At 57.0% G+C, this 14,674-nt stretch carries 16 protein-coding genes and 1 riboswitch; of the genes, 7 read left to right on the forward strand and 9 right to left on the reverse strand.

Annotated elements, in window-relative coordinates; translation table 11 throughout:
• Nucleotides 1-12 precede the first annotated feature (12 nt).
• From ACTHO6_RS12815 to cobO, 5 genes are read right to left on the reverse strand one after another with little or no spacing between them, the layout of a single operon-like run.
• Entirely contained in the window at nucleotides 13-618 is a 606-nt protein-coding gene (locus ACTHO6_RS12815; protein ID WP_440241961.1) for a histidine phosphatase family protein, read from the reverse strand.
• Nucleotides 615-1,355 carry an adenosylcobinamide-GDP ribazoletransferase gene (gene cobS / locus ACTHO6_RS12820; RefSeq protein ID WP_440241962.1) on the reverse strand — a complete coding sequence of 247 codons (741 nt, stop codon included), beginning with the start codon at nucleotides 1,353-1,355 and terminating at the stop codon, nucleotides 615-617. The genes ACTHO6_RS12815 and cobS overlap by 4 nt, the downstream gene beginning before the upstream one ends.
• Nucleotides 1,352-1,891: a bifunctional adenosylcobinamide kinase/adenosylcobinamide-phosphate guanylyltransferase gene (cobU, locus tag ACTHO6_RS12825; RefSeq protein ID WP_440241963.1), complete on the reverse strand. Its 540-nt coding sequence runs from the start codon at nucleotides 1,889-1,891 to the stop codon at nucleotides 1,352-1,354. The genes cobS and cobU overlap by 4 nt, the downstream gene beginning before the upstream one ends.
• Nucleotides 1,888-3,003 carry a threonine-phosphate decarboxylase CobD gene (gene cobD, locus ACTHO6_RS12830; RefSeq protein WP_440241964.1) on the reverse strand — a complete coding sequence of 372 codons (1,116 nt, stop codon included), beginning with the start codon at nucleotides 3,001-3,003 and terminating at the stop codon, nucleotides 1,888-1,890. The genes cobU and cobD overlap by 4 nt, the downstream gene beginning before the upstream one ends.
• Nucleotides 3,003-3,542 carry a cob(I)yrinic acid a,c-diamide adenosyltransferase gene (gene cobO / locus ACTHO6_RS12835; protein ID WP_440241965.1) on the reverse strand — a complete coding sequence of 180 codons (540 nt, stop codon included), beginning with the start codon at nucleotides 3,540-3,542 and terminating at the stop codon, nucleotides 3,003-3,005. The genes cobD and cobO overlap by 1 nt, the downstream gene beginning before the upstream one ends.
• A 284-nt stretch (nucleotides 3,543-3,826) precedes the next feature.
• A riboswitch (cobalamin riboswitch) is annotated at nucleotides 3,827-4,046 on the reverse strand.
• A 221-nt stretch (nucleotides 4,047-4,267) separates the two neighbouring features.
• Here cobO and ACTHO6_RS12840 point away from each other — a divergent pair.
• From ACTHO6_RS12840 to ACTHO6_RS12870, 7 genes are all read left to right on the forward strand, one after another.
• Nucleotides 4,268-5,560, forward strand: a complete 1,293-nt coding sequence (locus ACTHO6_RS12840; RefSeq protein ID WP_440241966.1) for a copper amine oxidase N-terminal domain-containing protein — start codon at nucleotides 4,268-4,270, stop codon at nucleotides 5,558-5,560.
• 123 nt (nucleotides 5,561-5,683) lie between these two features.
• The gene (locus ACTHO6_RS12845; RefSeq protein WP_440241967.1) at nucleotides 5,684-6,214 is read left to right on the forward strand and encodes a peroxiredoxin; all 531 of its coding nucleotides are present in this window, start codon (nucleotides 5,684-5,686) and stop codon (nucleotides 6,212-6,214) included.
• Nucleotides 6,215-6,375: 161 nt separating this feature from the next.
• Complete coding sequence (locus ACTHO6_RS12850) at nucleotides 6,376-7,056, forward strand: S-layer homology domain-containing protein (protein WP_440241968.1); 681 nt, start codon at nucleotides 6,376-6,378, stop codon at nucleotides 7,054-7,056.
• A gap of 364 nt (nucleotides 7,057-7,420) precedes the next feature.
• Nucleotides 7,421-8,764 (forward strand): right-handed parallel beta-helix repeat-containing protein, encoded by a 1,344-nt coding sequence (locus ACTHO6_RS12855; protein ID WP_440242000.1) that lies wholly within the window; start codon nucleotides 7,421-7,423, stop codon nucleotides 8,762-8,764.
• Nucleotides 8,761-9,360, forward strand: coding sequence for a nitrous oxide reductase accessory protein NosL (locus ACTHO6_RS12860; RefSeq protein WP_440241969.1), 600 nt, complete (start codon nucleotides 8,761-8,763; stop codon nucleotides 9,358-9,360). The genes ACTHO6_RS12855 and ACTHO6_RS12860 overlap by 4 nt, the downstream gene beginning before the upstream one ends.
• Before the next feature lie 18 nt (nucleotides 9,361-9,378).
• On the forward strand, nucleotides 9,379-10,185 hold the full coding sequence (locus tag ACTHO6_RS12865) for an ABC transporter permease (protein ID WP_440241970.1): 807 nt from the start codon (nucleotides 9,379-9,381) through the stop codon (nucleotides 10,183-10,185).
• Between the two features lie 4 nt (nucleotides 10,186-10,189).
• Nucleotides 10,190-10,915 carry an ABC transporter ATP-binding protein gene (locus ACTHO6_RS12870; RefSeq protein WP_440241971.1) on the forward strand — a complete coding sequence of 242 codons (726 nt, stop codon included), beginning with the start codon at nucleotides 10,190-10,192 and terminating at the stop codon, nucleotides 10,913-10,915.
• A 122-nt stretch (nucleotides 10,916-11,037) separates the two neighbouring features.
• Here the strand turns inward: ACTHO6_RS12870 and ACTHO6_RS12875 are convergent, their stop codons facing one another.
• The 4 genes from ACTHO6_RS12875 to ACTHO6_RS12890 form a co-directional block, all read right to left on the reverse strand.
• The gene (locus ACTHO6_RS12875) at nucleotides 11,038-11,955 is read right to left on the reverse strand and encodes a response regulator (protein WP_440241972.1); all 918 of its coding nucleotides are present in this window, start codon (nucleotides 11,953-11,955) and stop codon (nucleotides 11,038-11,040) included.
• Nucleotides 11,956-11,958: 3 nt separating this feature from the next.
• On the reverse strand, nucleotides 11,959-13,227 hold the full coding sequence (locus ACTHO6_RS12880; protein WP_440241973.1) for a sensor histidine kinase: 1,269 nt from the start codon (nucleotides 13,225-13,227) through the stop codon (nucleotides 11,959-11,961).
• Nucleotides 13,228-13,306: 79 nt separating this feature from the next.
• Nucleotides 13,307-13,957, reverse strand: coding sequence for an amino acid ABC transporter permease (locus ACTHO6_RS12885; RefSeq protein ID WP_440241974.1), 651 nt, complete (start codon nucleotides 13,955-13,957; stop codon nucleotides 13,307-13,309).
• A gap of 15 nt (nucleotides 13,958-13,972) precedes the next feature.
• On the reverse strand, nucleotides 13,973-14,626 hold the full coding sequence (locus ACTHO6_RS12890; protein ID WP_440241975.1) for an amino acid ABC transporter permease: 654 nt from the start codon (nucleotides 14,624-14,626) through the stop codon (nucleotides 13,973-13,975).
• Between the last annotated feature and the right edge of the window lie 48 nt (nucleotides 14,627-14,674).

A 14,674-nucleotide genomic window follows, 5' to 3' on the forward strand; every position in this document is an offset into this window, starting at 1 on the left:
TCCCTCTCTTTATTAGCCTTCCAGCCGTTGTCTTCGCCAGCGTCTCCCGTCCCATTGCGCCAGCAGGGCCTCTCCGTGCCCTACGCCGTCTACGTGCCAATAGCGCGTGGGGTCGTTTTCCAGCCACGTCGCCTGAAACCAGCGAATGACTCCCCCGTGTGCGACGAAAACCATCGTCTCGTCCGCAGCCGCTTGCCGCTGCTCCATAAGCTTGCGCAACCAACCGTCCACCCGGTGCCCCAGCTCCTGCAAGCTCTCGCCATTCGGCGGACGGTAGCGATACGGGTCGTCATACCAGCGGACAGCCCGCTCGGCGTCCGAGCGCATCAGCTCCTCGTAGGTCAACATCTCCCAGTCGCCAAACGACAACTCGCGCAAAGCCGGGACGGAAATGATCGGCAGCCCCCACTCGTCTGCCAGCGGCCGGGCCGTTTGCGTGCAGCGGAGCAAATCGCTTGCGTACAGCGCGACAGGCCGTTTTCGTTGCTGCGACAATCGCCGCGCCAGCTCGCGCGCCTGCCGCTTCCCCTTTTCGTTCAAAGGAACGTCACTATGTCCCAGATATTTGCGCTCCCGATTGCTGTCCGTCTCGCCGTGCCGTATCCAGAGCCACTTCATGCCCACCAGCTCCCGACCAGTACGAGCAGCATGACCGCCTCGCCGCTTTCGATCATGGCGCCGTAGCAGTCTCCGTTCAGGCCGCCGAGCTTGCGGGCGACCGAGCGGGAAAACAGCAGCACGAACAACAGCGAGACGGCCATTGCCGCGACGACCTGCAACCCTCCGGCGAACCAGCCAGCCGTGGCGAGAACGATGTATCCGGCGGCGATGACGACAGGCGACAGCCCTGCGCTGATGCCTGTGCCGATCCCTTTTTCCTCGGATACATACGGCCACAGGCGAATCGACAAAAGCACATGTGTCCGCGCTATGGCAGGAACGAATACGAGAAGCCCTCCCCAACCCGGATGCGCCAGCTCCGCGACGGCCCCTGCCTTGAGCAAAAGCAGCAAGATCGCGGCCAAAACGCCCATCGCGCCCACGCGGCTGTCTTTCATGATTGTGAGCATCTGCTCTTTTGGGCGACTGCTTCCCAGTCCGTCCGCCAAATCCATCCAACCGTCCAGATGCAGTCCGCCCGTGATGTACACCCAGACAGCGAGCGTCAGCACGGCGGACAGCCACGGGCCAAAGAACACAAGCCCCGCCTGGTGGACGCCCCATAGCACCACGCCTATGACCAGCCCGACTGCCGGATACCAGTTAACGCTTTTTTTCCACGCCTCGTCGGATGGGCGCAGCCACGGAACCGGAATCCGGGTGAAAAACGCGAGCGCGTGCCAAAATGCATTCATCCTTTGATCCTCCACGGAATCCCGGCCATGACCGCATAGACCGTCTCTGCCTGGCGCGCAGCCCGCTGGTTGACGTCGCCCAGCACGTCTGCGAACCAGCGGCCGAGCCGATTCATGGCGACACCGCCCAGCCCGACCTCGCTCGTGACCGCAATCACTTTTTGCGGGGAGCGCCGGACAAGCCCCAGCCACGCCTCTGCCTCTGCAAGCAGCGCCTCTGTGTGCGCCTCGCTTCGCCACTCTGCTTCCTCGACGCTCATCAGCCGATTGCTCACCCACGTGGACAAACAATCGATCAGCACGACGTCGTAAGGTGTGCCAGCAGGCTCGTAGTCGCACAGCCGCTCGCCGACCTCCACGCTGCCCCACTGCTTCGGCCGCCGCTCCTTGTGCCGCGCAATCCGTTGCCGCATCTCCTCGTCCCACGCCTGACCCGTCGCCACGTACAGGACGCGCTCTCCGGCCTGTTGCGCCAACTCTTCCGCAAAGCGGCTTTTTCCCGAGCGCACGCCGCCTGTCACCAGCACCAGACTCATCGCTCTCCGCTCCCTTCGCTGTGTACCTCGTGTACCTCGCGCAAGGCCACGATCAAGCGCGCATTGTCTTTTGGCCCGCGAACGGCAATGCGCACGTCACGCGCCGTCAATCCGGGGTACATGGCGCAACTGCGGATCAGCACGCCTTTTTTGCCGAGCCGCTCTTGCAGCTGTGCGGCTGGCAAGCCCTCCGGCGAGCGAAGCAGCAAAAAGTTCGCCTCCCCCGGCCAGACCTTCCAGCCCAGCTCCCCGCGAATGAACTCAACCAGGCCAGCGCGCTCCCTGGCGATCAGGCTGCGTGTCCGCCGCTCGTACTCCCGCTCCTGCAAGCACAGCTCCCCCGCCAACAGCGCAAGCGCATTCACGCTCCAGCTCACCTGCTTCGCGCGCATTTTCGCAATCGCGTCCGGATGAGCGATCGCGTAGCCGAGACGCAAACCGGGGATCGCGTACATTTTCGTCATCGACCGCAACAAAATGACGCGGGGAAAGCGCTCCAGACGACTTGCCAGCGTAAACTGGCGGCTTTCCTCCACAAAGTCGAGAAACGCCTCGTCCACGACCAGCCACGTATCGGTCTGGGCCGTCCAGTCCGCCATCTGCAACAGCTCCTGCGGCTCATACACGATGCCAGTCGGATTGTTCGGCGAGCCGACAAACACCAGATCGGCCTGTTCAAACAGCCGGTACAGCTCGGCGCTGTCGGCCTTGTAGCCGTTCGCTTCGTTTCCGTAGCAGCCGATGACGGTTGCGCCAAACTGCTCGGAAAGCTCTGCATATTCCGAAAAGCAAGGATAAATCACGCCGACCGTTTGCGGCTGCAGCCCGAGAATCGCGAGCGCCATCGCCTCCGCCGCTCCGTTCGCAGGCAAAAGCCATTCCTCTGGCAACTGCAACCGCTCTGCCAACGCCCGGCGAAACTGGCGATGCCCAGGGTCCGGGTAACGCAGCACGGCAGACAGCGAGGCCAACAGCATCTCGCGCACGCTGTCCGGCATGCCCAGCGGGTTGATATTGGCACTAAAATCAAGAAATTGGCCCGGCTCCATCCCAAAGCGGTCCGCTGCCGTCAACAAATCTCCACCGTGGCCGTACGCTTCCAGCACATTCATCAAAACTCTACCCCCAGCACCGCTGGTATTCCTTCCTCGTAGTAATGCTTGATCGGCTTCATCTCTGTCACCAGATCGGCCATGTCGATGATTTCCTGCTTGGCGCTCCGCCCCGTCACGACCAGATGCACATGGCTCGGCCTGTTTTGAATCGCTTCCAAAACGTCCGCGAGCGGCAGCACGTCCGCAATGGGAAAACGGTCGATCGCCAGCGCATTGTTCAGCTCGTCGAGAATGACGACGTCGTACTCGCCCGAAGCGAGCTTTTCCCGGGCGTATGCCCACGCCTCCTTCAGCGCCGCCCGATGCTCCTCCGGCGTCTTCGTCCAGGTGAAACCTACGCCTTTTTGCACGATTTCAATGCCCAGCCTGTCGAAGACGAGTTTTTCTCCGTACGTGCGCTCCGGCGACTTGATGAACTGGATCATGATAACCTTCTTGCCTCGTCCAGTCGCCCGCACAGCCAGCCCCACCGCTGCTGTTGTCTTTCCTTTGCCGTCTCCGGTGTAGACCAAAAACAGGCCCCGCTTGTTGCCCAAGTACGGTCACCCCCCAAATAAATGGTAGGCCCCGTTGCCCATCCCTCATCATTTTCGGAGGCACAGCGCTCCAAAAATGCAGGGTAGGCTCCGTTGCCGATTCAACTGTTTTCCCTCGCTTCGTGATTGACCTGACGGAAACAAGGAGGAGTTAGCCGTTTTGCCCCCTGTTTCGCGTTCCGTGTACAAAAAAACGCCTTGTTTCCCCAAACCTCCAAGGAAAACAAAGCGCGGATAGCCGACTGCAACAATCCTCACCTCATCCTTTGACCCGAAGGAAATCAGTGTACACATCAAAACAGGCAGGTCTCCTGGCTCAAGGATCATCGCCCTTCTTCCTCCTTCCCGCACGCTGGCGTGCAGTGGATGGCGCCGTTGCCCAGAAGAAGAGCTCCTCTTTTACAGTGGCGGGACCGCGTTGGCTTTTCACCAAACTTCCCTTTTAACCTCGCTTTCGCAAGCTGCCGCTCGCAAAAAACAAGGACCTGTTTTTCTACGCTATTCAAATGTCGTTCGTTTCCATGACCATGGCTTGTTTTAATAATAGCAAATGCTCCCAGGGATTCAAGCAAAAGCTGCAATCCGGCAAAGAGCGAAGCTGAAAAGTAGTCGTTTCTTCACGGATGTTTCCTGCTCCCCTGCAACCTTGTCATCAGGCGGAGGCAGGCCGCCTTATTGTAAAATAGTACCGCACATCCTATAAAATGCCGCGAGGAAAAACACAGATGAAAAAAATGCAGCAGGTCGGCCTGCTGACCTTTCTGCTCAGCGCCGCCCCCTTCTCTTTTGCCCAGTCCGCTCCGCACATCCAGGTAGCCGTAAACGGAGAGTACGTCACCTTTCCCGACACCCAGCCCTACGTAGACCCAAGCACGCAGCGCACCATGGTTCCCGCCCGGTTTGTCGCGGAAAAGCTCGGCCTTGGCATGCAGTGGCACCCACAGACGAGCCAGATGACGCTCCGGAAAGAACCGAACACCATTCAGTTGACCATCGGCCAGGACTACGCGCTGGTCAACGGCAAAAAGGTACGCTTCGACGCCCCGGCCGTCCTCCGCAACAACCGCACGATGGTTCCGCTCCGCTTCATCAGCGAGCTGTTTGACGCCCGGATCGAGTGGCTGGCCGAGCGCAACCTGGTCGCGATCACCACTTCCGGCCATGCGAGTGCAATCCCTCCGGCCTCTGTGCCGCCTGCTCCCGACAGCACCTGGCAACATCGGCGCAGCACGTGGCTTTGGGATGCCAGCCTGCTCTACACCCAGCAAGAGCAGATTATCCAGTTTGCCAGCGAGCATCAATTGAGCGCGATCTACCTGCAAATCGACCGGGACATCCCGCCGACTGTCTACCAGCAGTTCATCCGCAAGGCGCAGGAAAAGCAAATCGCCGTAGAAGCGCTGGAAGGCCGTCCCCAATGGTCTTTTCCTGCAAGCCATGGCGAGCTCAAGGCGTTTATCAACTGGGTCCGCGCGTACAACGCCTCGGTCGCCGCGCAAGAGCGGTTCGCCGGACTGCACTTTGACATTGAGCCGTACATTTTGCCGGAATGGAAGTCAAATCGCGACAAAATCGTGCAAAGCTGGATGGACACGGTTCGCCTGATCGAAAAAGACAGGCGGGCAAGCGGGCTTACGCTCACGCTCGACATCCCGTTTTGGCTCCATCAGGTCAAGGTTCCGGGCACGAATTACAGCTTGAGCGCCTGGATGCTGGAAAAGGCAGATGCGGTAGTCATCATGGACTACCGCAATGTCGCACTGGGCCAGGACGGGATCATTGCCAACGCTCATCCGATTTTGCGGGAAGCGGCCACGCTGAAAAAGCAGGTGATCGTCGCCGTAGAGACGGCTCCCAGCAACGAAGGCCCCCACACGAGCTTTCACGCGCTGCCGCTCCAGACGATGAAAACCGAGTTGCAGGTAGCACAGGAACATCTCGGGCGTTATGCGAGCTTTGCCGGCTTTGCGATTCACGATTACAACCATTGGGTCAGGCTAAAGCAGGGCGGTTCCTGATTCCCCCGCCTGTCGCTGCGCTTTTCGTTAAAATAATTTTCATTTGATATTGATTATAAATATCATTCGTGATAATTTGGTACCAGACCTATTTTTCGAAAAACAGGAAAGAGGAGATACACGATGAGCGCACGCATTGGCCTTCCCGCCCCCGATTTTACAATGGACACGGTAACGTTTGAAAACGGCTTCCCTGTTCCGAAAAGCCTGGTAGATTACCGCGGCAAATGGCTGCTGTTGTTCTTTTATCCATTTGATTTCTCCAAAGTCTGCCCCACCGAAATCCTCAGCCTGAATCGGCGAATCAAGGAGTTTGCCGCTCTGAACGTCGAGGTGCTCGGAGTGAGTGGCGACAGTATTCATACACACAAAGCCTGGATGAGAGCGAGTGACGGAATCGGCCCGCTGTCCTTCCCGCTGGCTTCGGACTACAGCAAAGAAGCTACCATCAGCTACGGCGTGCTGGACGAAGCCACCAAAGCGCCGCTGCGCGCCAGCTTCATCATCGACCCGGAGGGCATTCTGCAGTATTCGGTCATTTCCAACTCCAAAGTAGGCAGAAGCGTGGACGAGACACTGCGTGTCATCGAAGCCCTGCAATCCGGCGGCCTGTGCCCGATGGATTGGAAGCCGGGACAAAAAACGATTTCGTAACGATTGTCTCCCCGGTAATAAGACCTCGGTCGCGCAAGCAGATGCATGAGCATCGGCTCCGGCCGATTTTTTTATCTGCATCCCTCCTCGTGCCTTGAAACGTTCTTCCCTCCCGCTCGTCAAAGGGATATACGGATCAAATATGTAGTGGGGTGACTGGAATGAACATCAAACGTACTTTCATGGTTCTGTCTACTCTCGGCTATCTTGCGCTTTCCATGACGAACCAGGCTGTTGCAGCGACTTCTTCGTTTACGGACGTGAACGACGTAGCCGCGAAAGAAAAAATTATCTCTTTGCAGCAGAGAGGAATTTTGCACGGGGTAAACGACAAGCAGTTCATGCCGGACGCTACGGTTACGGCTGCCCAAGGAATCCAGTTGATCGTCAATGCTCTTGGCTTAGATATCGACAACATCCGTTTTATCCAGGAGCCAAAAGCTACGCACTACTATGCAAAAGCAAACGATAACGCGTGGTACGCCCCTGCCCTGATTATTGCCGCCCACAACGGACTGCAACTGCCAGCAGATCTGGACCCGAACCAGGCATGGTCGCGCGAACAGTTTCTGTACCATCTCGTCACTGCCATCGAGCAGCACGGGCAACTCCCCATGATTAACCTCGCTCCCGTTGCGATCAAGGACGAAGATGCGCTGAATCCGAGCTATCAAGGGGCGGTCCAGCGAGCCTTGCATTTTGGCATCGTCAAGCTGGATGCCGAGGGCAGCCTGCATCCGAAAGCGACCCTGACCCGCAAGGAAGCCGCTGAATTTATTTACAACGCCATTGAATATTTACAAGCCCATCCCGCCCCGGCGGCAGAGAACGTTCAGCCGTAATCTCCGGATCGGTTTGGTGCCCAAAAGCAAAAACGCTTCCCGCGAAGTTTCCGGGGAAGCGTTTTTCTATGTGTGACGGGTACATTCCGGTCTGGCGGGAAGCCGTTAAGCCCGGCCGCTGTTTCCTCCCCTTGCCGACAACCTCTGCTTCACTTTTCTCCCATCGTTGCGATTTTTGACACGTTTTATAGCCCGTTTGAGTCATCCGAAAAGGAAAAGGGACTGCTATCCTGAAGGTAGCTGACAGCCCCTTCCCAAGGAGGAACATTCGAGAGCTCTCATTACAAAGGGGGAATCTACCCTGACGCGCACGAAAAACAACCAAACCGCATTCCGCCTGCTGCTGGCAGCCTCATTGACGCTTGTGCTCATCCTGCCAGCGGCTTATCCGGCGCAGGCGGAAGCGTCCCTGCAGGCGCTGATCGACCAGGCGGCGCCGGGCGACACCGTTATGATACCGGAAGGCACGTACGAAGGCCCCATCCGCATCGCGAAGCCGCTCAAGCTCTTGGCAAAAGGCGAAGTCAAGCTGACCAATCCGAGCGAAGAAGCGGCGCTGACGATCGCGGCGGACGGCGTGACCCTGCAAGGCATCACCGTGCTGGACAGAAGGATCAACAGCGAGGATGCCGCCATCATCGTATCCGGCAGCCGGAACCTGCTGGAGAACATCACCGTGGAAACGATGGGAACCGGGGTTCAACTGCGGGGCGCGAACGCCAACACGCTACGCAACGTGTCGGTCATCGGCAAGGTAAAGGACAGAGGCAGCACAAGCAACGCCGGCATCGACCACAGCGCGCATCTGTCCAACAGCCAGAGCAAGCCGAAGCCGGTCGTCCAGGCCCAAAAAGGCAACGGCATCGACCTGTACGACTCGCACGACAATCGCCTGATTGAAAATCGGGTCATAAACGTCTTTGACGGGATTTACCTGGAGAAAAGCACGAGGAACGAGCTTACGCAAAACCGGGTGGAAAAATCGCGCTACGGCTACCACCTGATGGGCACGAGGCAAACCTCCCTCAGAAACAATACAGGCAGCGAAAACGTGACAGGCGCCATGCTGATGGAAACCGCCGATGCCACCGTCGTGGGAAACCAGTTTTTGAAGCAGCAAAAAAACCCGAATTCCCAGGGCATCCTGCTCTACGACGTGCAAAACTCGTTGCTGGCGGACAACCACATCGAAGGAAACCGCGTCGGGTTATACCTGGAGCGCTCCAGCGGGATTACGGTCAAAGGCAACCGGCTCGCGCTCAATTTCGTCGGCATGCAACTGATCGCCTCCACGGGAAATACGTGGACGAACAACCAGTTCATCTCCAATGTCATCGCCGCCCAGGCGCAGGACAGCGCGACGGACAACCTGAACGGCAACTACTGGGACAACCTGCTCGGCCTGGATGTGGACGGCGACCGCAAAAGTGATTTGCCGTACGAAATGAATCCGTTTTATCTCAGCCTGACAGAAGCGATCCCCGCGTATCAGCTGTTTTTTCAATCGCCGGGCTTCGTCTTTCTGGAAAATCTGTTTACAAGCGGCGCAGGCAGCCCGATCCGGGACGAAACGCCGCTGATGCCGACCTCTGCCGCCACGTCTGCCGACGACCTGCCAACCGGCAGCTGGGGCGCAGGCATTCTTGGCCTTATTCTTCTGGCAGGAAGCTGCACATTCATGTACGTAGGAGGGAAAAAATCAGGATGAAACTGAAAAAATGGGGAGCTACACTGGGAGCAATCGCAAGTATCAGCCTGCTCATCGTCGGCTGCGGCAAGGAAGAAGCGCAGCCTGTCGAGATCGCAGAAGGGGTAGACAAATGCGATGTTTGCCACATGCACGTTCCCAACGATCATAACGCAACCGAAATCATTCTGAAGAACGGCAAAGCGCTCAAATTCGACGACATCGGCTGCCTGCACGAATGGACGGAACAGCACGGCACCGATGAAGTCGCCATGCAGTACGTCCGCGACTACTACACGGCGGAGTGGACAAAAGCCGAGCAGGCGACATTCGCCTATGACAAGGAGTTCAAAACGCCGATGAGCTACGGCATCTACTCGTTCAAGGACAAGGCAGAGGCAGAAAAATTCGTCGCAGAGCAAAAGAAAGGCGTCATCATGGACGCAGAAGGTTTGAAAAACCATACGTGGGAGCGCAGCATGAGCGAGCCTATGAAAAAGGACGGAAACTCTTCGGAAGGACATTCTTCCGGTGAACAGCAATCGGGCGGCAGCGAGAACGGCACACAGAGCGCCCCTTCGCACGGCAGCAGCACGCCGACAAAAACACACCACTAATAGAGGAAGTGGAGAGCCTTGCACATCCAACTGATCGCCAAACGGGAAGTGAAGGTAGGCTTCCGCAATCCGTGGTCCTACTCCTTTCTGGCGCTGTTTTCCCTGTTTAGCCTGGGGCTTCTCATCATCCAGTCGCAGTCCTACATGACGGGCTATACGTACACCACAGGCACCATGCTCAACCTGATCCTGTACTTGCTGCCGCTGATGACGATGCTGCTCTCCTCTTTTTCCCTTACAGCCGAAAAAGAGGAAGGCAACTGGCAGCTCCTCTCCACCTACGCGATGACAACCTCGTCGTTTCTCGTGGGCAAATACGTGGGGCAGGCGCTGGTGCTCATCGCTATCGTCAGCTTCGGCTACGGCATCTCCGGCGTAGCCGGGCTGCTGCTCGGAAAAAGCTTCACCTTTTCCACCTTGCTGTTTTTGCTCGTCTTTTCCATCTGCCTCATCCTGCTGTTTTTAGGAATCGCCATGGTGATCGGCGCGTTGTGCCGCAACCGCTGGCAAGCCTTGACGATGGGCGTCAGCATCTGGTTCTTCTCCATTTTGGCCTGGCCGACGCTGTTGATTTCCCTGCTCAGCTTCGTGCCGTATACGTGGATCAAACCATTGCTGCAAATCGTTACCTTTTTCAACCCGGCTGAATTCGTGCGGATTTACTCTGTGACGAGGCTGGGCGGCGGCGCGATCTTCGGCCCCGAATACTACAAGTGGATGTACTGGATGGACTCTGCGCTCGGCGACGTTTGCTTCGTCGCGCTCTGTCTGCTCTGGATTGGCGCAACCTTGTGGATCGCGATCCGGGCGTGGGAAAGGAGGTAACACCATGCAAGCTTTCGGACTTACAGTCGATCAGGTAAGCAAAACGATCAATGACAAAACGATTGTCCATCCTTTCAGCCTGCGCATCGAGCCTGGCGAGGTCGTCGCCCTGTGCGGCGGAAACGGCGCGGGCAAAAGCACCATCCTGCGCATGCTGGTCGGCATCCTCCGCCCTACCTCCGGCACGATCCGGCTCAACGGCTTACGTTGGGAGGAAGATCGCGTCGCGTACTTGCAGCAGATCGGGTATATGCCTGACCACTTCTCCTTCAGCGCTGGCCTGACTGCGCGGGAGACGCTGGCATTCTACGCCGCCCTGCGCAACCGCACCGCCGAGGACGCCGACAGACTGCTGAAGGCGGTCGGCCTGTACGATGTCCGCAACAAGCGCGTGGCGCACTTTTCCAAAGGGATGCAGCAGCGGCTGCTGTTCGCCCAGGCGATTCTGGCGCAGCCCGCGCTCGTCGTCCTGGACGAACCGACGAACGGCCTCGATCCTTACTGGATGGATGCCTTCATCGACCTGGTGCGTGAACTGCGGCTGGCGGGACAATCCGTCATCTTCTCGACGCATCAGCTCCAGGTAGCCGACGCGGTCGCGGATCGGGCGATTTTCCTCATGAACGGCCAAATCGTCCGCGACGACACGATGGACAGCTATCGGGAGCAGTATGGCACGGTCGGATTGTACGGCGCGTTTGCCGAGCTGGTATCGCGTGTGCATGCGTGACATACGCCACGACAACAAGAGCTTGGGAATGCGCCCAAGCTCTTTGTTGTCGCTGCGAATACACGCAGGGGATAACCGCCGTTTCCTTGCCGCATGTTCGTTCGTCCTTTTCCCCGCGCTGTTCAAATCGCCTTGGCTTCCATATAAAAAACAGATAAAAACTTTTTCACGCTGATCCGGCACTTCGTCGTTTTTTCCCCAGCCTCCAGCTCCTGCATCCGTTGGCGAATTTCCTGAAAATCGAACAGGCGCGGGGCAAAATGCTCGAAGGTCGGGTTGGCGTAATCGGTCAGGCCGAGCGAGGACAGATGCGTAAACGCTTGCAGCACCATGCGGCGAATGCGCTGCTCCATCGCGCGCACCTCTTTGGTCAGCGCCTGTTCATCGAGGTTGCCGTGCAGCTTGGTCAAAATTTGCGTGTACAGCTCCTTCAACTGCAAATCGCGCAGCCTGTCCACTTCCCGCTCGTTCTGGGCAAGCCAGCCCATGATGATCAAAAGATCGTGCGCTCCCGCCTCGCTGGCAATCCCAAGCTGCAACAGCAACTGTCTCGCTTTTTGCGCGAGGCTCTCTGTGTCGGACGACTGGCTTTTCAGCCCGCTCGTCGGCTGCTCTTTTCCTTTGACATCGAGAATTTGCAGCGACCTGCGGATGGATTGCAACGAGGCCTCCAGCGTCAAGTAATCGGACACCCTCCTGAGCACAGATATGACTTCCAGGCGGTTGATCGGCTTTTGAATAAACGTATCAATCCCCTGCAAGTAAGCCTCCCCGATCATCTCCTTGTTCTCCACCTGGGAAACCATGATGAATCGGCCCGTGAACCCTTCCGCTTGCAGCTTCTTGATCGTCTGGATGCCGTCCAATCCCGGCATGAGCAGGTCGATCAGCACGACATCTACCCCGTACAGTTGGTCGATGGAGACGCTGCTGCCATCGCTGGCCTGTCCCACGATCTCGCCCAGGCCGCTGTCGGCAATAATGCGTTCCAGCATGCGGCGCACCACGGCGTCATCTTCAATCAAAAAGAAACGTATCATCGGCTATCCCCCCTCCCCTCTCAGCAGTTGATCCGTGGGAATCCGCACTTCAAAATGAGTCCACGCCTCTCTGTCATGCAACATTTGCAACTGTCCCTGCAAACTCTGCACGATACCCCTGGCATGTGTCAGCCCAATGCCGGTGGACGCATTTCCTTTTTCATCATACTTGGTCGTATAGCCTGCTTCAAATACCCAGTCCCGTTCCTCCTGCGAAATCCCGGGTCCGCTGTCCAACACGGAAAAGACGATGTACCGCCCGTCCAATTGAACATTCAGTACAATGGTACCCGATTCGTCAATCGCCTCTACTGCGTTGGCGACGATATTGTTCAACACAGACAGGAGCGCGTAGATCTGATTCGTCGACAAGCTGGCCTGACAGCTCCATGTAAACTGAATCTGTTTTCCCAGCATGTCCGCATACTTCCGGTTGGCTCTCATGACCAGGTCGCACAGTTCGCCGATCGGCAGTTGGGAGGCAAGTCCTTCCTGATGAATCAGTTTGGAGATGCCGGCGAGAATGCGCTGCGAATCTTTTTTCACCTCATGCACATTTTCGGCAATCGCCAGCGCCGTCGGGGATTCCGCATGCGCTGAGGTCAAGAGTCGCCTGTACAGCCGATAGCTCTCGCGCGTGATGTCTTCCAGCTGTGTCATCGACTTGCGCAAGTAAAACGCCTCTTCGTACAGCTCCGTATTAATCATCCGCAGCCGCTCCAGCTCCTGCTGCCGCACCTCGCCGACCGCGCGAATTTGCCGAATCGAGACGCTGTTGTACAAACCGACGGCAAAGAAGCTGCGCAAAATCCCGAAGACCAGAAGCATGAAAAAACTTTGCCACGCAAGCGGCGGAAAGTCGGTAAAATGCTCGCGCACCCGCAGCTCGACCAGATTGGACAAAAAGTCAATGGAAGCGCCGATCAGCCCCAGCTTCAGCGGAAACTCCAGGTAGTCTCGGGCTCGCAGCACACGGAACAAAATCGCGAAGCTGAAGTAGTAAAAGGCGGACGGCATGTGAACGGCCACGCTCTCAAGCAGCGTCCGGTACGCCATCAGTTGATCCAGTCCGACGCGAAAGAAGAAAATGAACGTCCCGGTCAAAAAGCCGGTCAAAATGACAGGCACAAACGAAAACCAGAGCAAGCCGAAAAAGAAAGCGGCAATCCCCAGCGAGAAACGAAACGATCCTCCGAGCGGATTGACTTTCATCTCTCCGAAAAAAGCGGTCGCCAGCAGAATAATCATGAGGACCAACAAGCGCTCGCGCATAGATGCCCCCTTTTGCACATAAAAAGATCTCCTATTCCTCATTTTACAAAGAACTGGAGATCGGAAAAGATGCTTTTCATCAGGCATGTTTGTTTTCAAGACGTCTGGATACGATGGACAACGCGTAGTTGACCACAAAATACATGACCGCCACCAAGAGGAAAATCGGAATCACGTAGTTGACGTTGCGGCCATTGATGATCTGCGCATGGTTCATCAGCTCTGGCAGCGCAATGACGACGGCGAGCGAGGTGTCTTTCAGAAGCGAGATAAACTGGCTGACGATAGGCGGAACCATCCGTCTGAGCGCCTGTGGAAGCACGATGTGCCACAGCGTCTGCACGTAGGTAAGGCCGGAAGAACGTGCAGCCTCAATCTGCCCTTTTTCTACCGATTTCAACCCACTCCGCACAATCTCCGACAGCATCGCAGCCTCAAAGATGACCAGCGCCAGCACAGCGGCATAAAATTTGTCCAGCTTGATGCCGACCTCCGGCAAGGCAAAGTATGTGAAAAAAATAATCAACAAGAGCGGCAAGTTGCGGATCAGCTCGACGGCGGTAGCCAATACCTGCGAGACGACGGGGATTTTCGCGTAGCGAAGCACCCCTACGACGATGGCGATGGCAAAGCTGAACACGATGGATAAAAAGGCAACTTGCAAAGTAATCCAGAAACCTTCGAGCAGGAAGGCCAAATGACTGGGTGCGTATGCTCCGATAAAGTCCATGATGTCCCCTCCCCCTTAGCGGTTGCCCGCCAAGCGTCGCTCCAGATAGCCTACGAGCATGCTCAACGGAAGTGTCAGAATCAGATAAAAGACAGCGACAAAAATGTACACGTCGAACGTCACAAACGTATCGGCGGAAACCAGGTCGCCGAAGTACATCAGATCAAGACCAGCGATGACGCCGAGCACCGAGGAGTTTTTCACCAGGTTGATAAACTGGTTGCCCATCGGCGGGATGACGACCTTGATCGCTTGCGGCAAGATGATGTAGCGCATCGCCTGGTTGTAGGTCAACCCCGAGGAACGGGCGGCTTCCATTTGCCCTTTGGGAATGGCTTGAATCCCGGCACGAATCGTCTCGGCGATAAAGGCAGCCGTATAGACGGTCAGTCCGAGCGTTCCCGCCACAAAGGGCGCGAGTACAATCCCGATCGCTGGCAGGCCGACAAAGAACAGGAAGACGACGAGAATCAGCGGAATATTGCGCACAAACTCCACATAAGCCGTACCGATCCAGTTGAGCAGGCGAATCGGCGATATTCGAAAAATAGCGAGAAGCGTCCCTAAGGCAAGGCTCCCGACGAGTGCGAGCAAGCTGGCCTGCACGGTGTTCCAGAAGCCTTCGAGAAACATGTCCCAGTGCTCAAACAAGATGGAAAAATCGATCATCTCTGTTGCGATCCCCCTAGTCGTAGGAAAATAAGGGGATGAGCGGCA

It is taken from the genome of Brevibacillus sp. SAFN-007a (assembly GCF_051967035.1).
In the GTDB taxonomy this organism is placed as follows: Bacteria; Bacillota; Bacilli; order Brevibacillales; family Brevibacillaceae; genus Brevibacillus.